21 protein-coding genes are annotated in these 19,119 nt (G+C 58.6%); 12 read left to right on the forward strand and 9 right to left on the reverse strand.

Features of this window, described 5'->3' with window-relative positions; genetic code table 11:
- The first annotated feature begins 21 nt into the window (after nucleotides 1-21).
- Nucleotides 22-1,212, forward strand: a complete 1,191-nt coding sequence (locus V7Z56_RS10570; RefSeq protein ID WP_334129395.1) for a M24 family metallopeptidase — start codon at nucleotides 22-24, stop codon at nucleotides 1,210-1,212.
- A 320-nt stretch (nucleotides 1,213-1,532) separates the two neighbouring features.
- Here the strand turns inward: V7Z56_RS10570 and V7Z56_RS10575 are convergent, their stop codons facing one another.
- On the reverse strand, nucleotides 1,533-2,738 hold the full coding sequence (locus tag V7Z56_RS10575; RefSeq protein WP_334129396.1) for a M24 family metallopeptidase: 1,206 nt from the start codon (nucleotides 2,736-2,738) through the stop codon (nucleotides 1,533-1,535).
- A 286-nt stretch (nucleotides 2,739-3,024) separates the two neighbouring features.
- Here V7Z56_RS10575 and V7Z56_RS10580 point away from each other — a divergent pair, with 286 nt between their 5' ends.
- The 4 genes from V7Z56_RS10580 (at nucleotide 3,025) to V7Z56_RS10595 (ending at nucleotide 8,972) form a co-directional block, all read left to right on the forward strand.
- Nucleotides 3,025-3,876 carry a helix-turn-helix domain-containing protein gene (locus V7Z56_RS10580; protein WP_334129397.1) on the forward strand — a complete coding sequence of 284 codons (852 nt, stop codon included), beginning with the start codon at nucleotides 3,025-3,027 and terminating at the stop codon, nucleotides 3,874-3,876.
- A 97-nt stretch (nucleotides 3,877-3,973) separates the two neighbouring features.
- Nucleotides 3,974-5,920 carry a hypothetical protein gene (locus V7Z56_RS10585; protein ID WP_334129398.1) on the forward strand — a complete coding sequence of 649 codons (1,947 nt, stop codon included), beginning with the start codon at nucleotides 3,974-3,976 and terminating at the stop codon, nucleotides 5,918-5,920.
- 190 nt (nucleotides 5,921-6,110) lie between these two features.
- Nucleotides 6,111-7,619, forward strand: coding sequence for an L-piperidine-6-carboxylate dehydrogenase (gene amaB / locus V7Z56_RS10590; RefSeq protein WP_334129399.1), 1,509 nt, complete (start codon nucleotides 6,111-6,113; stop codon nucleotides 7,617-7,619).
- A 66-nt stretch (nucleotides 7,620-7,685) separates the two neighbouring features.
- Nucleotides 7,686-8,972, forward strand: a complete 1,287-nt coding sequence (locus tag V7Z56_RS10595) for an NAD(P)/FAD-dependent oxidoreductase (RefSeq protein WP_334129400.1) — start codon at nucleotides 7,686-7,688, stop codon at nucleotides 8,970-8,972.
- A 15-nt stretch (nucleotides 8,973-8,987) separates the two neighbouring features.
- On the opposite strand, the gene V7Z56_RS10600 is transcribed toward V7Z56_RS10595, so the two are convergent.
- The 8 genes from V7Z56_RS10600 to V7Z56_RS10635 all read right to left on the reverse strand — a co-directional run bounded on the left by V7Z56_RS10600 (nucleotide 8,988) and on the right by V7Z56_RS10635 (nucleotide 15,589).
- Nucleotides 8,988-11,495 (reverse strand): PAS domain S-box protein, encoded by a 2,508-nt coding sequence (locus tag V7Z56_RS10600; RefSeq protein ID WP_334129401.1) that lies wholly within the window; start codon nucleotides 11,493-11,495, stop codon nucleotides 8,988-8,990.
- Nucleotides 11,496-11,505: 10 nt separating this feature from the next.
- Complete coding sequence (gene flhB / locus V7Z56_RS10605; protein ID WP_334129402.1) at nucleotides 11,506-12,582, reverse strand: flagellar biosynthesis protein FlhB; 1,077 nt, start codon at nucleotides 12,580-12,582, stop codon at nucleotides 11,506-11,508.
- A gap of 6 nt (nucleotides 12,583-12,588) precedes the next feature.
- Nucleotides 12,589-13,350 (reverse strand): flagellar biosynthetic protein FliR, encoded by a 762-nt coding sequence (gene fliR, locus V7Z56_RS10610; RefSeq protein WP_334129403.1) that lies wholly within the window; start codon nucleotides 13,348-13,350, stop codon nucleotides 12,589-12,591.
- Nucleotides 13,351-13,364: 14 nt separating this feature from the next.
- A complete protein-coding gene (gene fliQ / locus V7Z56_RS10615) occupies nucleotides 13,365-13,631 on the reverse strand; it encodes a flagellar biosynthesis protein FliQ (RefSeq protein WP_334129405.1) in 267 nt (88 codons plus the stop codon).
- A 36-nt stretch (nucleotides 13,632-13,667) separates the two neighbouring features.
- Nucleotides 13,668-13,997: a flagellar hook-basal body complex protein FliE gene (locus V7Z56_RS10620; RefSeq protein WP_334129406.1), complete on the reverse strand. Its 330-nt coding sequence runs from the start codon at nucleotides 13,995-13,997 to the stop codon at nucleotides 13,668-13,670.
- Between the two features lie 24 nt (nucleotides 13,998-14,021).
- Nucleotides 14,022-14,432, reverse strand: a complete 411-nt coding sequence (gene flgC / locus V7Z56_RS10625; RefSeq protein ID WP_334129407.1) for a flagellar basal body rod protein FlgC — start codon at nucleotides 14,430-14,432, stop codon at nucleotides 14,022-14,024.
- A 26-nt stretch (nucleotides 14,433-14,458) separates the two neighbouring features.
- Complete coding sequence (gene flgB / locus V7Z56_RS10630) at nucleotides 14,459-14,860, reverse strand: flagellar basal body rod protein FlgB (RefSeq protein ID WP_334129408.1); 402 nt, start codon at nucleotides 14,858-14,860, stop codon at nucleotides 14,459-14,461.
- Nucleotides 14,861-15,019: 159 nt separating this feature from the next.
- Nucleotides 15,020-15,589 carry a DJ-1/PfpI family protein gene (locus V7Z56_RS10635; RefSeq protein ID WP_334129409.1) on the reverse strand — a complete coding sequence of 190 codons (570 nt, stop codon included), beginning with the start codon at nucleotides 15,587-15,589 and terminating at the stop codon, nucleotides 15,020-15,022.
- A 368-nt stretch (nucleotides 15,590-15,957) separates the two neighbouring features.
- On the opposite strand from V7Z56_RS10635, the gene V7Z56_RS10640 reads away from it, so the two are divergent.
- The 7 genes from V7Z56_RS10640 (at nucleotide 15,958) to V7Z56_RS10670 (ending at nucleotide 19,083) form a co-directional block, all read left to right on the forward strand.
- Nucleotides 15,958-16,254 carry an EscU/YscU/HrcU family type III secretion system export apparatus switch protein gene (locus V7Z56_RS10640; protein ID WP_334129410.1) on the forward strand — a complete coding sequence of 99 codons (297 nt, stop codon included), beginning with the start codon at nucleotides 15,958-15,960 and terminating at the stop codon, nucleotides 16,252-16,254.
- Nucleotides 16,255-16,306: 52 nt separating this feature from the next.
- On the forward strand, nucleotides 16,307-16,552 hold the full coding sequence (locus V7Z56_RS10645) for a hypothetical protein (RefSeq protein ID WP_334129411.1): 246 nt from the start codon (nucleotides 16,307-16,309) through the stop codon (nucleotides 16,550-16,552).
- Nucleotides 16,553-16,632: 80 nt separating this feature from the next.
- Nucleotides 16,633-16,929, forward strand: a complete 297-nt coding sequence (locus V7Z56_RS10650) for a flagellar biosynthetic protein FliO (RefSeq protein ID WP_334129412.1) — start codon at nucleotides 16,633-16,635, stop codon at nucleotides 16,927-16,929.
- A 19-nt stretch (nucleotides 16,930-16,948) separates the two neighbouring features.
- The gene (gene fliP / locus V7Z56_RS10655; RefSeq protein ID WP_334129413.1) at nucleotides 16,949-17,722 is read left to right on the forward strand and encodes a flagellar type III secretion system pore protein FliP; all 774 of its coding nucleotides are present in this window, start codon (nucleotides 16,949-16,951) and stop codon (nucleotides 17,720-17,722) included.
- The gene (locus tag V7Z56_RS10660; protein ID WP_334129414.1) at nucleotides 17,709-18,272 is read left to right on the forward strand and encodes an EndoU domain-containing protein; all 564 of its coding nucleotides are present in this window, start codon (nucleotides 17,709-17,711) and stop codon (nucleotides 18,270-18,272) included. Before fliP ends, V7Z56_RS10660 begins: the two co-directional genes overlap by 14 nt.
- The gene (locus V7Z56_RS10665) at nucleotides 18,269-18,598 is read left to right on the forward strand and encodes a hypothetical protein (RefSeq protein WP_334129415.1); all 330 of its coding nucleotides are present in this window, start codon (nucleotides 18,269-18,271) and stop codon (nucleotides 18,596-18,598) included. The genes V7Z56_RS10660 and V7Z56_RS10665 overlap by 4 nt, the downstream gene beginning before the upstream one ends.
- A 92-nt stretch (nucleotides 18,599-18,690) precedes the next feature.
- Nucleotides 18,691-19,083, forward strand: a complete 393-nt coding sequence (locus V7Z56_RS10670; RefSeq protein WP_334129416.1) for a flagellar basal body rod protein FlgC — start codon at nucleotides 18,691-18,693, stop codon at nucleotides 19,081-19,083.
- The last annotated feature ends 36 nt before the right edge of the window (nucleotides 19,084-19,119 follow it).

Here is a 19,119-nt window from a genome sequence, read left to right on the forward strand (position 1 = left end):
TAACGAAGAAAGGAACAGAAGATGAGTTTTTTATCCTCGGCCGTGTATGACTATCGCCGCACCATGCTGGACAAGATGATGGACGACAAGGGGCTGGACGGCGTGGTCCTGTTCGGCGCCGATTTCTTCCAGTTCTTTTCAAATTTTCACGTCGATGTGCAGACATGGGAGCGGCCGATTGCGCTGATCATGCCGCGCCGGGGCGAGCCGGTGGCGATCCTGAACGCGCTCTCGACCCATCATACCGACTTCGCCACCGATCGCGGCAGCCTGTGGACGAAAACCCTGCTCTTTTACTGCGAATTTCCCCTCGGGCGCGGCGACAACCGGGATGCGCGGAGCTTTCTTGAGCAGCTTACCGACACAATTGGGGCACTTGGCCTCGGCGCGGGACGCCTCGGTGTTGATGGCAGTACGGCATGGCTTGACAAGGTGGCGAGGACCCACCCTGGACTATCAGCCGAGAACTGCACCAGCGAGTTTCGCCAGATGCGCTGGATAAAGCACCGCGAGGAAATCGATATCATGCGCGAGCTGTGCGACCTCAGCGACTGGATGCAGGAGTTTTACCGCGACGGCATCCGCCCGGGCCGCCTCGTGCATGAACTCGATTACTCGATCGCCACAAAGGCGTTCGAGGAAGCGGCGAGCCGCTATCCCGGCGAGAATTTCGAGCTCCGCTTCTTTGCCTTGAGCGGCCCCTCCTCCTCCTCGCCGCATGGCGATACCGGGCAGGCCGGCGCACGCATCAAAGAGGGCGATGGCATTGTCAATATCATCATTCCGCGCCTCAACGGTGTCACCATCGAGAATGAGCGGACCTATTTCTGCGGCCGGCCGAATGAACTTCAGGTCCGCGCCTTCGAGGCCGCGCGGCTTGCCAATCAGGCCGCGATCGACAATCTCGTCGCCGGCAACGCGCTCAGCAATGTCGACGAAGCGCCGCGGCAGGTGTTTATCGAGCATGGCTTCGCAGGCAATATCATGCACCGCACGGGTCATGGGATGGGGCTGATCGGGCATGAATTCCCCGAAGATATGGCGTTCAATCCCCGCCCGCTGATCGCCAATGAAGTCTATTCGGCGGAGCCCGGCATCTATCTTCCGGGCGTCGGCGGCTTTCGCTTCGATGATACCGTCGTGGTCGGCGAAAGCGGCCCGATCGTGCTCACCAAAGCGCCGAAAGATTTGCAGAGCCAGACAATTCTGTAACGGCGGAGGGAAAGGTTACAAACAGGTCATAAAGGACGGATATGCTTGGGCCCGCAAGGGGCCGCTCCGTATCACTCTTTTCAGGCAAGCGGTTCCTCCCAACCTACTTGCTTTGGCGCCCGTCGGTTTTTTCTCATTGTGGCCGGCGTAGCGCGCCTTACTTGACCGGAAGGGCGAAAGTCCTTCCGGTTTTTTTATGAGAGACGGGTTTCGGGGGCAAGGGCATCCCATCGCGCCGAGCTCAGCGCGGGCAGGCCGTCGCAATCGTGCGATGCTGGCGTGTGATGCGGCCGATGGGAGGGTGCGGGCCTTATGCCGGCTCAGAAATTCAACGCACGGCGCACGAGGCGGCTTCGCAGCTTCTGTTTGAGGCCGGGTTTCGCGGTGAAGGTCAGTTCCTCCAGCGTTAGCGGACTTTTCGTCAGGCATTCATAGCCGTCTTTCGTCACAAGGACGGTATCGGAGTGGCGCACGCCGCCAAAGCCGGCGCGGTAGATGCCGGGTTCATTGCTGATGACCATATTTTCGCCCAGCACATGATCACTTCCTTCGGCAATCCACGGCGCCTCATGCGCACCGAGACCGAAGCCGTGGCCGGTCCGATGGAGCCGCACCGCGTCGCCGTTAAATCCCTCTTCGGCAAGGAAGCTGTTGACCGCGCTGTCGATTTCATCGCAGCGCTGCCCCGGCCGGATCATGGAGAACATGCGCCGGCGCGCTTCTTCCATCACCTTGAAGGCGGCAATCGACCAGCTGTCGGGCGTTGCGGTAAAAAAGGTGCGCTCGACTTCCGCCGAATAACCGTTTACCCGCGTCAGCACAAGCGCCACATGGGGCCCCTCTTCCAGCCTGTCGGTAAAGGCAGGGATCGAATGCGGCTGCGCACTTCGCGGCGCGGCCCAGGGCGCCATCAGGACGCTCGAATTGACGGGATCATAATCCGCAACGTCGCGGATCATCGCCCGGGTGACCTTGCTCGTCTCGGCAAAGCCCTCAACCGCAGGGACACCGTAATAGGCCGTCGCCAGCAGGCGCGACATCGCGATATCTGCGTAGCGGGCGGCGCGGCGGATCATCTCGATTTCGGCGGGCGACTTGATCACGCGCAACTCCTCGATGAGCGGAACGGCCCGTGGCTTCAGCGCTTTGATCTCGTCATAAACCTCAAGCGTAAGGCCGGGCTCGACGCCGACCTCGCTCGCCCCGGCAAGTCGCTCCTTCAGAATATCCGGCCAGCCGCGCCCCTCAGGCGCGGGGTATTCGAAGTAGCTGAAGGAATTGTCAGCGGTGATATTTGCGCCCTTCTGCATATGCGCAGTGTCAAGCATCGGCGCGATCAGCACCGGCGCGCCGGCAGGAGCGACAAGGAGAAAAAATGGCCGCTCAAGCGGCTCATACCCCGCCCCGGTCAGATAGTAGATACTGTCCTTGCAGGAAACGATAAAGAGATCCAGCCCTTCCCGGGCGATCAGCCGCTGAAGCTTTTCAAGGCGGCTCACGAACTCCGCCGGCTTTATGTGAGGCATCGCTTTCTCCCCTCCCGGTCTCCGATTTTCTCTTTCAACATAGGCGATAGATGCCGACGCCGTCTTTTCCGTTCGCGACAATATTTTAGCATTTCGTCCCGATTCATTTAAATTTAGTATATTATCCCCGAAGGGATGAGAAGGAGGCGCGCCCATTCGACGGATCAGGCTCAGCCAGGAGAATTTCAGCAGACTCTATAACCGGCTTGGAGCGGCCGATCTCGCGGCGCTGCTCGGGCGCGACCTCGCCGGCGAATTCACGGGAACAATTCGGTTTCTCGACGGCGTGCCGGGGATCACCGGATGGTATCTTGAAGGCAGCCTCACGGACGACCTTTCCATCGACATGCGCATGAGCCGTGGCCTCTCCCTGCAATTCCTGCAGTCGCTTGACGGCGCAAGAAAGATCGACGGGCGGCGGCTTCGCCCGTTTATCGGGGGGAATGTCTATCTGTCCTGCTTTCCCGACGGCGCCCGTCAGGAGCGCCAGTTCCGGAAAAAGGCGGAGCTTCGCTATGTCGGCATTTGGGCGACGTCCGAGAAGATTGCCGCGCACTATCTCTCCTCGGAGGACACCGAAAGCGAGGAGATATCCCATTTCCTGAGCGGAACGCTCGGGGCGCCGATCGAGCTTGAGGCGCCGCTCTCCATGCGGATGCAGCGCGCCCTCGATGATCTGTTCCGAAACGAGTTCGAAGGCCCGCTGCTAGAGGAGTTTGTGCGCATAAAAATGAGCGAACTTATCTGTGCGGCGATACCGATGCTGCAGAGCGCGCCCGGGCCGGTCGATGCCACGTCGCGCCCAATGCGCGATGCGCTTAAAGTCCAGAGGGCCGCGGCGCTCCTTGAAAGCGACTTCGCCGCGCCGCCAAACTGCCGCGCCCTCGCCCGCCAGGTCGGGATCGGGCATAACCGCCTCGCGCAGCTCTTCAGTGAAATATATGGCTGCAGTATCCACCAATATTCAAAGCGATGCCGCATGAAGCAGGCGGAGCTCCTGATCGGTAGCGGCCGGCACAGCCTCTCGGATGTCGCCGAAATGACCGGCTATACCTGTCAGTCTTCCTTCAGCCGGGCGTATCGCGACTATTTCGGCTGTCGGCCATCCGACAGACGCCCAAGAGCCAACCACAAATAAAAAGAAAATAATAATTATAAACAAACAGTAATCACATAAGTAAATATTAGATCGTCCTTTCAAGGTATTTCAACAATTACTTTGAAAAGGACAAATTATGTCAGGAATACCTTTAGATTTCCCAAAATATGCTCCCTTGACGAGCGCCGGACCGGAATATGACGGCAATCCACTCAATAATCCGTTCTCGGGTTCAAATTTAACGAATTACTTTTCGCGAGAATTTCTTACGGAGTATGAGAAAAACAAAGGCACTCTCAATAAGACCGCGAGCATGAAGTATAGGGAGAGGCTGATAGAGGTCGCGAACGGATTTATTACGGGCGACGCGAAGTATCTCAATGCAGTCAGCCCTCTCGTAACAAATATCAACCCGATCCATCCGTTCCTGGAGCCGAGCGGCGCCATTCGCGTTCAGGTTCCGCTACCGCAGAGTATGGACGAACTGTTTATCCTGTGCGATCAGATTCTTGGCAATAAAACAACAAACCCCGGAAAGAATCTGGACAAATACAAGCTGACGCCGAAAGGTCTCGCCGACCCAGGATTTCCTTTCCCTTGGGTAAATATGGAGAAGGAACGTCACTACCTCAAAAATGGTGAAAAGCCGTACAATCGGGGCCTGATGATCTGGGATGACCCAAGCGGCTATGCCGGCATCAACCCGGACATCCGCTTCCCGAACCTGACACTGCTGCTTCTCAGCATCATGTTTCAGCAGACCGATATTGAGGCTTATGGCGCGCGCGGGCGCTATGGGGACCCGACATTGAAACGGCTGCTCGATGGCCACGGGGTACAGTGTGACGACAGCACGCCGTCGCACCGCATGCTGCATTTTTTAATCTTCAATGCCGACAGCGGCATGCCGATGGGTTATATCTCCGCCGCGGTCTACAAGACAAAGATGACGATCTCAGACAAAGAAACAGAGATCAATACGATCTTCAATCACTATGCCTTTGTCCCGAAGACAAGCCTCGCGTTTTCGGACGAATTAAAGATAACGGAGGTGCTGTATATCTACATGCTGGGATACGTCGCCACCTACATTACCGGTGCGCCGCTTGCTGAGCATTTTGTTGTGGCTCATTCCGACAAGAGCCCCGCTGTAAAGGCCGCCTGCAAAGTCGGCAAATACTTCTCCGAGAATGCGGCAATCTATAAAAAAATTGCTGACGACGCTTTCGATGCAATTATGGTTCTCAAAGACCAGGAGAAACCTTTCAAACTTCCCGCCTCCGTTGAAGGTTTTCCGCAAATCCAGTTTTATGATCAGTCGACCGTGCCGCGCGACGATCCGGGCGAGGAAGTCCCTGTCGCAGGCGAGCGCTTCTATACCAATGTTTATAAGAATTACGTAGACGTGGTCAGAAAACTGTACCCGGGCGTCGACATCCCTGACCGGCTTAGGAATGGCAAGCTCGAGGATAAGCACCTTCCGGCACTGCGCAAGATTGCCGTCAACTATGGATATAAGGACGAAGAAACGTTGCTGAAATGGATGAAATCTTGGGGTAGTTTCCGAGTTGGCAAAGATCTGTTGTCTCTTATAGATAAGGATGGCTATGTTCAAGACGGCTTTCCGATCAACGATAGAAAGCAACTTCACGCAATTAATACAGTCAGTCTTTTGGACACGCCAATTAATAAAGATGATCCATATCTACTGAAGTTCCGCCGACTTATTCTTGAATTCCTCATCCAGGTGGCGAAGGACGGAAATACTGGCAACCGGGAATATGGCAAGATGCCACGCCTGACCGATTTCGCCTATATGATGACCTATCAGATTCCTGTCGGCAATGATAGCCCGATCCACTGGGGGGTCACCTATGCGACAAGGAGCCTGATCAAGTCATTCTCGCTGTCGAAAGAAAATCACGATAAGGTTAAATTTCTCGGCAAAGCAGCCCAAGCACTTCACAACAACTACTGCACGATTGGTGAAGCTGTTATTATGACGGCTGCTTTCGATTCTGCGCTGCTCGGGTGGGGCGCTTGGAAAGCTTTCTTGAGGTTTCTCAAACCCAGCAAGCTCTGATCAGCGTTACAACGCGGCTGCCGGCTCGTCCGGCAGCCGTCCCCTCCCCCTTCCTCCTCATGAGGCCGGACACACAGTTGCCACTTCCTGCAAGTTTTGATTGCTTTTATCCGCCGCTTTGAAAAGACTATAGGCGGAACACCGGAGCCTTTTTCCGAAGACCAGCAAACACGGGACAGGAAGGATCATCATGACTGTTGCTCATCTCACCGCAGAAATTCTCGGCCGGCTGGGAGTTGAAAAATCCGCCATCACGGGCGGTAATCTCGAAGTTTTCAGCCCCGTCAATGGCGAGCGGATCGCGGCGGTGACCGGAAGCGATGCGCTCGTCGTCAAGGATGCCATAAACGCCGCGAAATCCGCTTTCGCGAGTTGGCGGACCGTTCCGGCCCCGCGACGCGGCGAACTCGTCCGGCTGCTCGGCGAGGAACTCCGCGCGGCAAAAGCCGATCTCGGCCGGCTCGTTTCGATCGAAGTCGGAAAAATCCTCTCCGAAGGCGAAGGCGAGGTGCAGGAGATGATCGACATCTGCGATTTCGCGGTCGGCCTCTCGCGCCAGCTTTACGGACTGACCATCGCGACCGAGCGTCCCGGCCACCGAATGATGGAGCAGTGGCATCCCCTCGGCCCGGTCGGCGTCATCACCGCCTTCAATTTCCCGGTTGCTGTCTGGTCGTGGAACACGGCGCTCGCCCTTGTTTGCGGCGACCCGGTGATCTGGAAGCCGTCGGAGAAAACGCCTCTCACGGCGCTTGCCTGCATGGCGATCGCGCGGCGCGCGCTCGAACGGTTCGGCGATGCGCCGGACGGGTTGCTGAGCGTTGTGATCGGCGCGGGCGATGTCGGCGATGCGCTGGTCACGAGCCACGACATCCCGCTCATCTCCGCGACCGGATCAACGCGCATGGGACGCTATGTTGGTCCGAAGGTCGCGGAACGCTTTGGCCGTTCGATCCTCGAGCTTGGCGGCAACAACGCGGGCATTGTGACGCCAAGCGCCGATCTCGATATGACGCTCCGCGCCGTCGCTTTCGGCGCCATGGGCACGGCCGGTCAGCGCTGCACCACGCTCCGCCGCCTTTTCGTGCACGGCGACGTCTATGACGAGCTCGTTCCGGCGCTGCAAAAGGTCTATCGCTCGGTTTCTGTCGGCAATCCGCTTGAAACCTCTGCCCTCGTCGGGCCGCTCATCGACAAGGCCGCGTTTGACGGCATGCAGCGGGCGCTTGAACGCGCGCGCGCCGCAGGTGGCAAGGTAACCGGCGGGGAGCGCGTCGAGACAGGCCATGCAGATGCGTATTACGCCCGCCCGGCAGTCGTCGAGATGCCGATGCATGACGGCGTGGTGCTGGAGGAAACCTTCGCGCCGATCCTTTATGTGATCCGCTATGACACGCTCGAGAACGCCATCGCGATGCAGAATGCAGTTGGCGCCGGCCTCTCCTCCTCTATCTTCACGCTCGATTTGCGCGAGGCGGAATTGTTCCTCAGCGTCACCGGATCGGACTGCGGCATCGCCAATGTCAATATCGGCACCTCGGGCGCGGAAATCGGCGGCGCGTTTGGGGGCGAGAAGGAAACCGGGGGCGGGCGCGAAAGCGGCTCGGACGCCTGGAAGGGCTACATGCGCCGCGCCACCAACACCATCAATTTCTCCCGCGAGCTGCCGCTTGCGCAAGGGGTGTCCTTTGATATCTGAGCGGACCTACCCCATGGCGTCACCGGACGGCGCATATTTAAAACCCTGAGCCCGGGAGCATCCGCCGTGCCGAACCTGATCCGTGAGAGTTACTGGAAACAAGGGATCGAGAAGCCGGCGGGTGATCCGGGCGATGTGCCCCGCGCAACGGATATCGCCATAATCGGCGCCGGATTTACCGGCCTTGCGGCGGCGCTGCATCTCGCCCGCGCCGGCCTCTCTGTGACGGTTTTCGAGGCCCGCGATATCGGCCACGGCTGCTCCAGCCGCTCGGGCGGCATGTGCGGACCGAGTTTTCATAAGCTCGGCATCGCTGGCATGACGCGGAAATACGGCGCGGAAAAAACCTGGGCGATCCTCCGCGAGAGCCTCGTATCACTCGACTATTTCTACAGCTTCCTTGAGGCCGAGGAAATCGATTGCGACCTGCAGCGTGTCGGCCGCTTCCGGGGCGCGGCAACCGCGAAGGAATATGACGCCCTCATTGCCGAAACGGCGCTTTTATCGGATAAAGTCGGGCTTAAATTCCACGCCGTCCCGCGCGAGGCGCAAGGCGCGGAGATCGGCACAGAGCTTTATCACGGCGGTGTCGTTTACGAGCAGGATGCGGGCATCAATCCCTACAAGCTGGTACGCGGCCTTGCGGCGCGGGCGACCCGCGCGGGTTGCCGGATTTTTGAGGACTGCCCTGTCCACAGCATCGATGGGGAGGGGACGCGGAAAACTCTCCGCACCGCGCGCGGCGACATCCACGCGAAAACCGTTGTCCTCGCGACAAACGGCTATACCGGCCGCGAATTTCCTTTCTTCCGGCGGCGGCTCATTCCGATCAACGCCGGTGTTGTCGCGACCGAAGATCTCGGGTTCGAGACGATCCGGGCCATATCACCCAAACTCCGGATGCATGGCGGTACGCACCGGCTGGTGTTCTGGTATCGCCCGACGCCCGATGGCCGGCGGATGATTTTGGGCGGCCGCGTCATGGACGCCAAGCAGCGGCCGGAGGCGATCGCGAGCGATCTGCTAAGCCTCGCGCGGCGGGTCTTTCCCCAGCTCGAGAGCGCCCGCGCGGAATATTGCTGGCACGGCAATGTCGCCTATACCTTCGATTACGCCGCGCATCTTGGCGAGGTTGAGGGCATCCATTTCGCCATGGGATATTGCGGCTCGGGCATCACGCGTTCGATCTATTTTGCGCGCCAACTGAGCCGCAGGATCCTTGGGGAGAAAAGCGCGGAAACGGCGCATGACGATCTCGACTTTCCGACTCTGCCGCTATATTCCGGCACCCCCTGGTTCGTCCCCCTCATGCTGCGCTGGCATGCGATGCTCGATAAATTTGCAGGGCACTGAGACCCGAGCGCACGATCAGGCATCCTCACGCATCAGCACTTCCTTGACCTTACTCGCCACTTCCTTCAGTGAAAAGGGCTTGGGGAGGAAGTCGATCTTGCTGACATCGAAATCAAGATCCTTGCGAAACGCATCCTCGGCATAGCCGGAAATAAAGATCACCTTGAGATCCGGGGTCTCTTTCAGGATCTCTTTTACCAGCGTCGGGCCGTCCATCACTGGCATCACCACATCGCTGATCAAAAGATCGATCACCCCGTCATGCGCGCGGGCCACCTCAAGTGCCGTCTCGCCGCTGTCGGCCTGAAGGACGGTATAGCCCTTGTTTTCAAGCGCCCGCGCCGCGAAGAGCCGGACCGGATCCTCATCCTCCACCAGCAGGATCGTTCCCTTGCCGGTCAGGTCGCGATGCGTCGATTTCTGCGGCGCATCGAGAGGATCGCCAGCGCCCTTCTCCTCCATATGGCGCGGCAGGAAGATGCTGAAGGTGCTGCCGACGGTCTCGTTATTCTCGGCGAAAATAAAGCCGCCCGTCTGCTTGATGATGCCATAGACCGTGCTGAGGCCGAGGCCCGTCCCCTCGCCGACTTTCTTGGTGGTGAAGAACGGATCGAAAATCTTCGCAATGACATTTTCAGGGATGCCGGTTCCGGTATCCGACACCTTGACAAGGATATAGTCGCCGGGCGGGATCAGCTCGTTAAAATCCTTCTGGCCGGAGGTGATCGTCAGATTTTCCGTGCTGAAGGTGAGAAGCCCGTCGCGCGCCATGGCGTCGCGCGCATTGACGGCGAGGTTGATGATCACCTGTTCGAACTGGCCGCGGTCCACCTTGACCAGCCACAGGTCACGGGCGTGGGTGATTTTGAGCTGGATCGCCTCGCCGATCAGGCGGCGGAGCAGGTTGGAAAGCTCCGCCAGCACATCCGTGAGATCGGTGACTTCGGGCCGCAGCGTCTGCTGACGGGAAAAGGCGAGAAGCTGACGGACAAGCCCGGCGGCGCGATTGGCGTTCTGGCGGATCTGGTTGATATCGGAATAGGACGGATCGCCGACCTGGTGGCGGAGCAGCAGCAGATCGCAAAACCCGATCATGGCGGTCAGCAGGTTGTTGAAGTCATGGGCGATGCCGCCCGCAAGCTGGCCGACGGCCTGCATTTTCTGGCTTTGCGCAAACTGCACTTCGAGGCTGCGCTGGACGGATGTATCGACGACATGGATCAGGAGCCGCTCCGCATCCGGATCCTCGCCTGCGATGGCGCTGATATAAAAGCTCGCTGCGCGCTCCTCGGTTGCGCCGAGCAGCTTGACCTCGATCACCGGCGCCGCCGACTCACTCGCCGCCGCCTCAATCAGGCGCTGGCGCAGCGGCTCGCGGTCCGCCTCATCGACAAGATCGATCACATGGCTGCCGATCGCCTTGTTGATGACCGTTCCGGTCAGGGCGCGGAAGGCCGGATTGGTCTCCAGCACCGTGCCGTTCGCATCAAGCAGCAGAATACCGATCGGCGCGGCTTCGAAAAAGCGGCGGAAATGCAACTCGGCATTGGCGACCCGCTCGCGCCATTGCTTCTCCTGCAGCAACTCGCGCACAACCGACCGCGAGCCGACGATGGTCCCCGCCCCGTCCCGCACGACCGTCTGCGTGACATGAACGGGCAGCCGCGTGCCGTCGCGCCGGCGGAGCGTCAGTTCTCCCTCATAGAGCGCCCCCTCCCCGGTCACCATCTCGACAAGATCAAGCTGCGCGTCGTCGGGCTTCACGACCAGCTCGCTGAAGGCAAGCTTTCCCTCATTCAGCTCTTCCTGGCGGTAGCCAAGCCATTCGGCAAAGAGACGGTTGACGAAGAGTAGCCGCCCGTTTCCATCCAGCGAATAAAAGCCGACCGGCGCGTTATTGAAATATTCCGACAATGTTTCGCGGGCAAGGCGCTCCTCCTCCTCCACCCGGTGCTGGCGCGTCGTCTCGTTGACATACCAGATGACGGTGTCGGGGAGCGCGGCCAGCGAATGGGCAAGGATGGACAGCCAGCGGCCCTGCCGCGTCTCAAGATCAATCCTGCCGCCCGGGGCGCCGTCATAGACGGCGGCCTTCAGCATCTTCTCGATCTGCGTGACGGCCTCTTCATCATCGGCAAAATAGTCGCTGAGGGTCAGCCCCCTCTCGCGCTCGGGCAAATCGAGCAATTCGCGATAGGCATCGTTGGCATAAATGAACCGGCCGTCCTTCGTCGTCAGCATCCGCCCTTCGGGGTTTGAGGCGATCAGATCGACCATCATGTCCAGATTGCCGTTCGCCGCCTGGCGAAGCCCGTGGAATATCAGGTACCAGAGGCCGAGCCCCATCGCGGCCACGACCATCGCGCTCAGGATGATGATGTTGATCAGGCTGAGCTCACGCCCAAGCAGCGCCGAGATGACGATTAGCACAGCTACGAGGAAAAACGCCGCCGCCAGCTGGCGGGCATCCACGCCCATGAAAAATTTGCGACTTTTCCGCCGTCTTTCGATCTGCCGTTCCATGGAGGGCCGTCTAGTTCCTGAATTTCGTTTTGTTGAGCCGCATGACGTAGCTGATGATCTCGGCCACCGCCTTGAAATGTTCATACGGAATTTCTTCGTCGAGGTCGCAGGCCTTGTGCAGCGCGCGGGCGAGCGGCGGGTTCTCGACAATCGGGATCTTGTTCTCCGTCGCAATCTCACGGATTTTGGCGGCGATATTATCCATCCCCTTGGCGACGACGACAGGCGCGCGCTCCTCCTCGGGTGTGTATTTGAGGGCGACCGCAAAATGGGTCGGGTTCGTGATGACCACGTCGGCTTCCGGCACGGCCTGCATCATCCGCCGGCGCGAGCGCTCGGCCCGCAGCGCCCGCAGCCGCGCCCGCACCATCGGATCGCCTTCGGTCTGCTTGAACTCGTCCTTGATCTCCTGCTTGGTCATGCGCAGCTCTTTATAGTGATTGAAGCGCTGATAGAGAAAATCGATCCCGGCGATGACGCTCATGACCGCGGCGACGCCGGCAATGAGCAGCAGGGACTGCTCCTGGATCAGCCCCAAGACCTGCGGCACATCGTAGGAGACGACTACGGCAAGCTGGTCCATCGACGGCAGGACGAAGAGGATCGCGACGGATCCAACGAGCGCCAGCTTCAACAGGCCTTTTGCAAATTCAACCAGTGACTTGGTTGAAAAAAGGCGCTTAAACCCTTTAAGTGGTGATATTTTTTCAAGTTTTGGAATGATGCGCTCGGCCGAGAAAACCGGACGGTGCTGGATCAAATTGCCGATCAGCCCGGCCAGCATCAGCGTGCCCAGCGCCGGCGCAACGACGCCGATCACCGCCCAGCCGAGATCGCCGAAGATCACGCCGAGATGGAAGCGATCGGTGGCGATGGCGTGTGGCTGTTCAATGAATTTGAGAAGATCGAATGTGAGCGCCTGGCCAAGCCCGGCAATGAAGATCAGGACGACCAGTCCGATCCCCATACTCATGAACCAGTGCCCGACCTCCTGCGATTTCGGCACCTGCCCTTTCTTGAAGGCATCTTCGAGCCGTTTGGCGGTCGGGTCTTCGGTTTTTTGGGCATCATCCGCGCCGTCAGCCATCCGCCCCTACTCCCCGAGAAAGCGTATCGTCGCTTCCTCGTAATACCCCAGAAACCACATCATCCCGGCGCCAATTGTAATCGCCAGAATGGCAAAGGAAAGGACAATCTGCAGCGGCATCGCGACGAAGAAAATCTGCACCTGCGGCATCAGCCGGTTAAGAAGCCCGATCCCCATATAGAAGGTGATGCCGAACACCAGAAACGGCGCGGCAATCTGGAAGCCGAGCAGGAAAGCCTGCGCAATGAAGCCCGCAACAAGCTCGCTGAGCGAGCCGAAATCGGGCGTATCGCCGACCGGAAAGACACGGTAGATCGCGAATGTCCCCTCGATGAACAGATGATGCAGGTCGGTGACGAAAATCATCACCAGTCCCATCAGCGTCATGAAGGTGCTGGTAATGGCGCCCTGCGTCATCTGCGTCGGATCGAAGAACTGCGCGGCGGCAAGGCCCGACTGCTGCGCAATGATGGAGCCCGCGACATGCAGCGCGCTCAGCAGAAGGCGGAGCACACCGCCCATCACCAGCCCGATCAGCGTCTCGCCAAGCAGGAGCAGAAGGAGCGCGGCAGGCGTCGCCGGCTCGCCCGGCAGGCTGCCGGCAACAAAGGGGAGGACAAGGAAGCTGACGGCAAGGGCGATCGCAAGGCGGACACGCGGCGGGACGAAGGCTTCACCGAACCCCGGCACGACCATGAACGCCGCGCCAAGACGCAGGAAAATCAACAGGAACGACCAGACATTCACACTCAGGAATTCATCCAGCATCTAGCGGGCGCCTGTCATCCCAGGCCAGCGATACGCTGGGCAAGCTGTTCCATCAGTTCGATCATGGAACTGATCATGAACGGCATGAACACGATCAGGGAAAGAAAAATTGCGAGGATCTTGGGCACGAACACGAGGGTCATTTCCTGAACCTGTGTGAGCGCCTGTATCAGCGCGATGATAAGGCCGACGCCGAGCGCCACCAGCATCACCGGGGAAGCCACTATCAGCAAAACCCAGATCGCTTCACGGACGACATCGACGACATCGGCAGTGTTCATGGCTTCAATCCTTTGCTGTCGTAAAAGAGTACAGCCCTAGATTGGCATTTTTATGATGTCTTGATAAGCCTGAATTACACGGTCGCGCACCGCGACCACGGTTTCGAGGGTGGCTTCGGCATTGCTGACGGCGGTTACGATGTCGGCAAGCCCGGCGTCGCCGGTGATCGATTCAAGGCTGACCTTCTCGGCGCCGACGCCTGTCTCGATCGCCGACTGGCCGGCTTCGGCAAGAAGTTCGGCGAAACTCGGGCCCGCGGCCGCTTCCGTGCCATTCAGGGACTCCCCTGCTCCCCGCGCACCAATTGCATTGTTCAGCGCCTTCGCATAGGCCTGTGTTCCGGCAAGTGCTGTCACATCCGCCATAATCTGTTCCCCTTAAACTCTACTCTACTGGCGCAGGATATCGAGGGTGCGCATGACCATCTTCTTGGCCGCCTCGATCGCCCCGAGATTGGCCTGATAGGAGCGCTGCGTTTCCTTCATGTCCATCACTTCGATCAGCGCGTTGACGTTCGGCATCTTTACATATCCGTCGGCATTGGCGGCCGGATGGCTCGGATTGAACTTGAGATCAAACTCGCTGCGGTCGACGCCGATATTGGCGACCTGCACTTTGGTGATGTTGGCTTCGCGGTCGAGCACGTTGCGAAATGAAATCACCTTGCGACGATACGGATCCTCGTTCGGGGTCTTGCCCATGCTGTCCTTGTTCGCCAGATTCTCGGAAATCACGCGCATCCGCTGCCCCTGCGCATCGAGGCCAGAGGCGGAGATCTGCATTGTTTTCAAAAGATCCATGTCAGCGACATCCTTTCGTTACGCACTCAGCGACGCCCAAGCGCGGTTTTGATCAGGCCGAGATTCTTTTTGTAAAGAGACGTCGTCAGCTCATACTGAATCTGCGTTTCGGCGACTTTCATCATTTCTTCTTCCAGCACCACCGCGTTGCCGGTCGGCGTCATCTCGGAGACATTGCGATCGATGACCGCGTTATAGGGAGACGTGTCGCCAACGAAAATATGGCGGCTGTTGGTGCGGTTGACCTCGACACTCTGCTCTTTCGGGCCATTGATATATTCCTTGAATTTCAATGGCTTCAGGTCATGGGCGCGATAGTTGGGCGTATCGGAATTGGCAATATTCTGCGCCAGCACCTTCTGCCGGGCCGTCAGCCATTTCATTTTCTCCGTCAGCGCAGAGAAGAGCGGAATTTTCTCCAGGTTCATATCAGGATCGCCTGCCTTCGCGGTTTTTCCTGACCCTACCCTAGGAGAGAAGTCTTAACAGACTGTGAACACATCGGAAAAAGCCGCCGAAAGGGCATAAAAAAACGCCCCCGCAAGCGGAGGCGCCTTTCTTTCTCATCCTGTCGCCTTGCGGTTCTTTTAGGCGGCTTCCCAGGCTTCGGGCTTGTATTTCACGATATTGCCCGCGAAGTTCGTGACCAGCGCGTCATCCGCAGCAAGGGCGGTGACCAGCATATCATCGACATGCAGTTCGGCGTCGACAAGACGAACGTCCTTTTCGGCAAGGATCTCACGAACTTCGTCGGAGGCGACGACGCTCCGCCCCTTGAGAAGGTCGGCTTCGGCGAGGATGCGCGTTGCATCGTCAACCAGCGCGACGGGTTTGTTGTCTTCCATAAAGCCGCGCATGAAGCGGGCGGTCTGCGGATCGGAGATCAGGCGGCTGACGTGCCGGGACCCGCCCGGAATGACAACCGCATCGAAATGATGGGACATGGAAATCTCAAGCTGCGCATTGGACGGGAAGAAATGGCCCCAGCCGTTGCCGTGCCAGCTGTTCACCACGCCTTTTTCCGGCGAGACAATCTTGACATCGGCCCCGATCTGGACGAGCGCCTTGTGCAGGGTCGTCATATGGGATTCCTCAAAACCGTTCGCTACAAGGATGGCAACGGTCTTACCGTTCAGCGCATATTCCATGTCCTTCATAAAATTCACACTCCTTTGTATCAAGCTTCCACCGCGCGTCATCCGTCGTGACTGGCGGGAGCATTCGATATTGCAGGGCCATTCCCGACGGGAAGAGCCAATCGTGTCACAATGACATTTGTTCAGTTTCACATGTGCATTCGGAGCGATCGCTCCTGTCAGTTGGCGCACAGTGCCGGTCACAATAATCTATCGAGGCGGTGTCGCCATTGTCCGGCGATCGATACATAGTCGTTCCCACGCGCAGTTGCAAGAAGGAACTTGCATATTTCCGCGTCATTTCCGCGGTAACCTTGAAGTTGTAAAGAATTGTTAATCAGATTTCGTTTATACTGCCGCCGGAGGTCGGAACAACCGGGAAACGAATCATGACGGATGACGCGCGAGCGACCCGAGAAAATGGCGAAAATGCGCTTGCGATCGCACTTAGCTACGACGAGTCTCCGGCGGCGCTTGCCCGGGTAACCGCAAGTGGAAAAGGCGAACTTGCTGAACGCATCTTGCAATTGGCGTTCGCTCATGGTGTAAAGGTGCGCACTGATTCCGATCTGGCACAGATTTTATCGGAAATCGAGGTCGATTGCCCCATTCCCCTGGAAGCATTTGCAGCGGTTTCCGAAATCCTCACCTATCTCTATCGGTGCCAGGGAAAAACGCCATCTTGACCGACACGCCATGGAAAATATTGCAGCCATAAATGCGGAGATATCCGATGTCATGGACGACATCGCCGACTATCTCGAGCAAACGCGCCAGGGACTCATGATCGACATGACTTCGCTGCCGAACCGGATTATCCGTATTCAAGGTCATGTGCAGAGCGCGCCGCGCGAAGATCGCCTGCGGCTGACGGAGTTTATGAACCAGATGATGCAGGCGCTGAATGCGCTCTCCGATGAAGTGCAGAAGCAGCATGACATTCTCCATCAGACGATCCGGAACATCGAGGGCGGCGCCCGGTAAAGAATTGTTTTCAAATCCATGCCGGGCCGCTACTGTAGGCGCAGAAGCGTAACAACCGGACAGATTTTGATGGCAGCTCGATGGAACCCGTACAATACCTGAAATATATTGTCGGGCTGATCATAGTTCTCGGTCTGATTGCCCTGCTCGCCCTACTGGCCCGTCGCGCCGGCATGGTTCCGCGCGCCAGGCGCGACCCCAACGCCCCGAAACGCCTCTCCGTCACCGATGTCATTGCGATCGACGCCAAGCGCCGCCTCGTCCTCGTCAGGCGCGATGACCGCGAGCATCTGCTGCTGCTCGGCCCGGAGCGCGACCTTGTCGTTGAGCAGAATATCCGCTATCCAGAGACAGCCGAACCGGGTGAAGTGAATTAACATGACCGGGATTACCAGAATGCGTCGCGTCCCCCTGCCCGTCCCCTGCAAGGGCCTCTTCCTGACAGCGCTTCTCGCCCTTTCGCTCTGCGCCCTCCCTATCGAGGCGATGGCGCAGTCGATCTCGCTTGATTTTGGCGAGGATGCCGGGCCGCTAACGGGCCGCATTGTCCAGCTCGTCGTGCTAATGACGGTGCTAAGTCTCGCGCCGGCCATTCTCATCGTCATGACTTCCTTTACGCGGCTGATCGTCGTCCTCTCGCTGCTTCGAAGCGCGCTCGGTGTACAGTCGACGCCGCCCAACGTCGTGCTGATCTCGCTCGCCCTCTTCCTCACCGCCTTCATCATGGCGCCGACGTTTGAGGCCGCCTATGACAATGGCATCGCGCCCCTGATCGCCGAGGAAATCGACGAGACGGAGGCTTTCAACCGCACCGTCGATCCGTTTCGCAGCTTCATGATGGAGCATACGCGCGAGAAGGACGTGCTTCTCTTCATGGATCTCAGCCAGACACCGGTTGCCGAGACAGCGGCCGATGTGCCGCTGAAAGTTCTGGTGCCTGCCTTTATGATCAGTGAACTGAAGCGCGCGTTCGAGATCGGTTTCCTGCTGTTCGTGCCCTTCATCGTCATCGATATGGTGGTGGCCTCCATTCTCATGTCCATGGGCATGATGATGCTGCCGCCGGTCATGATTTCGTTGCCTTTCAAGCTGATTTTCTTCGTTCTGGTGGATGGCTGGAACCTGGTCGCGAAAAGCCTTGTCGAGAGTTTCTTCAGTGGCGGGGGATAACAGGCTTTCGCTTGGCCGCCTGTCCGGCATCAAGCGGCGCGGCCTGCTTTTTGCGATTTTGGCCCTGCTTGGCGCCGCCGCGCTGCTGCTGCCGCAATTCTCCGCTGACAGCGAGGCGCGCAGCCAGTGGTCAAAGACGCGCCCTTCCCTCAACCTCACGCATATTTTTGAGGGCGAGATCAACCGCTCCGGCAAGCCGGTCGGCTTTCATGTCGCGCCAAAGGAGCCATTGGGCGCGAAATCCCGCATCACCCGGCGCATGTCGGGGCCCAATCGCGCCGGCGTTTACACCGCTATAGTCGAAATCTATGATCCGGTTGAACGGCGCTGGAAAGAGAAGTTCTCAAGCTTTTTTCCCGATCACTTCTCGCGCCAGCAGGTGATCGACAGCATCCTTTACGCCGCCGCCAATAACATGTTGCCGGGCGGCAGCCGCTGGCGCGGCCCGTCCGGCCATGGCTTCCTGATCGAGGGGTATCGCTACAACAACGGCGATATCAACACCGCCTATCCGCTTTATGTCGCTGACCGGGGAGGCCGGAGCCCATGAAAATACGTCTTCGCCGCGACCGGAAGAGCGGCCTTCTGAAAATCACGATAGCGCCAGAAAACAAGGCGCTAGAAGATTTTTTTGAAACCGAAATTCAGAATGATCTCGCGCTGATCGACTATATCCTCGCCCGGCTTGCCCGCGATACAGGGGAGGAGATGGAAATCACCGGCAACGCGTTTTCCCTCATCCTTACGGAAACCGACTATATTATCTCGCCTCTCTTTGACGCGGACGCGCCCGCCGCCACGGGCCCGCGCGAGGATTTTCTCCATATTCTCGGCCTCTGGCGGGCGCGGCTCGCACGGGATGGGCGCAAATCTTAACGATTTGTTAACGAATTTTCACCTATAAAGAGCATAAGTTAAATGTTCTTTTCGCGTAAATTTTATTTAAAGTTTTAGCGAGCGGGAAAATCATGACGACCATTCTGGGCACAGCGATCAGCGGCATGGCCGCGGCAACGAAGCGGGCGGAAGCGGCAGCGCAGAACGTCGTCAATGCCGGGAGCTACGGTACCCCCGGCGCGAGCGGCCCGCAGCGCGCCTACCGCGCCGTTGAGCCGGTCCAGACAACAGATGCAACCGGCGCGCCGCATGTCAAGCTCCGCGAGCGCAACCCGGCAACCGTGCAGGCCTCTAACCCCACCCATCCCCTCGCCGATATGAACGGCTTCGTCGAGATGCCGAATGTGGACATCGCCCGCGAGATGATCGATCAGAATATGGCGCTCCACAGCTACAAGGCCAATGTCAAGCTGTTCGAGCTCTGGGAGACGATGCAGCGGACAACGCTGGATCTCAAAAGCTGAGGCGCCGCGCGGGCGCGTGATGGCGGCAGTTGCCGC

The sequence above is a fragment of the Sneathiella sp. genome, assembly GCF_036844445.1.
Classification (GTDB): Bacteria; Pseudomonadota; Alphaproteobacteria; order Sneathiellales; family Sneathiellaceae; genus Sneathiella.

Bases quoted from the DNA above. Each gene is read 5' to 3' on its own strand.
- V7Z56_RS10570 (WP_334129395.1), top strand. From the start codon at position 22: ATGAGTTTTTTATCCTCGGCCGTGTATGACTATCGCCGCACCATGCTG.
- V7Z56_RS10575 (WP_334129396.1), bottom strand. From the start codon at position 2,738: ATGCCTCACATAAAGCCGGCGGAGTTCGTGAGCCGCCTTGAAAAGCTT.
- V7Z56_RS10585 (WP_334129398.1), top strand. From the start codon at position 3,974: ATGTCAGGAATACCTTTAGATTTCCCAAAATATGCTCCCTTGACGAGC.
- amaB (WP_334129399.1), top strand. From the start codon at position 6,111: ATGACTGTTGCTCATCTCACCGCAGAAATTCTCGGCCGGCTGGGAGTT.
- V7Z56_RS10600 (WP_334129401.1), bottom strand. From the start codon at position 11,495: ATGGAACGGCAGATCGAAAGACGGCGGAAAAGTCGCAAATTTTTCATG.
- flhB (WP_334129402.1), bottom strand. From the start codon at position 12,582: ATGGCTGACGGCGCGGATGATGCCCAAAAAACCGAAGACCCGACCGCC.
- fliR (WP_334129403.1), bottom strand. From the start codon at position 13,350: ATGCTGGATGAATTCCTGAGTGTGAATGTCTGGTCGTTCCTGTTGATT.
- fliQ (WP_334129405.1), bottom strand. From the start codon at position 13,631: ATGAACACTGCCGATGTCGTCGATGTCGTCCGTGAAGCGATCTGGGTT.
- V7Z56_RS10620 (WP_334129406.1), bottom strand. From the start codon at position 13,997: ATGGCGGATGTGACAGCACTTGCCGGAACACAGGCCTATGCGAAGGCG.
- flgC (WP_334129407.1), bottom strand. From the start codon at position 14,432: ATGGATCTTTTGAAAACAATGCAGATCTCCGCCTCTGGCCTCGATGCG.
- flgB (WP_334129408.1), bottom strand. From the start codon at position 14,860: ATGAACCTGGAGAAAATTCCGCTCTTCTCTGCGCTGACGGAGAAAATG.
- V7Z56_RS10635 (WP_334129409.1), bottom strand. From the start codon at position 15,589: ATGAAGGACATGGAATATGCGCTGAACGGTAAGACCGTTGCCATCCTT.
- V7Z56_RS10640 (WP_334129410.1), top strand. From the start codon at position 15,958: ATGACGGATGACGCGCGAGCGACCCGAGAAAATGGCGAAAATGCGCTT.
- V7Z56_RS10645 (WP_334129411.1), top strand. From the start codon at position 16,307: ATGGACGACATCGCCGACTATCTCGAGCAAACGCGCCAGGGACTCATG.
- V7Z56_RS10650 (WP_334129412.1), top strand. From the start codon at position 16,633: ATGGAACCCGTACAATACCTGAAATATATTGTCGGGCTGATCATAGTT.
- fliP (WP_334129413.1), top strand. From the start codon at position 16,949: ATGCGTCGCGTCCCCCTGCCCGTCCCCTGCAAGGGCCTCTTCCTGACA.
- V7Z56_RS10665 (WP_334129415.1), top strand. From the start codon at position 18,269: ATGAAAATACGTCTTCGCCGCGACCGGAAGAGCGGCCTTCTGAAAATC.
- V7Z56_RS10670 (WP_334129416.1), top strand. From the start codon at position 18,691: ATGACGACCATTCTGGGCACAGCGATCAGCGGCATGGCCGCGGCAACG.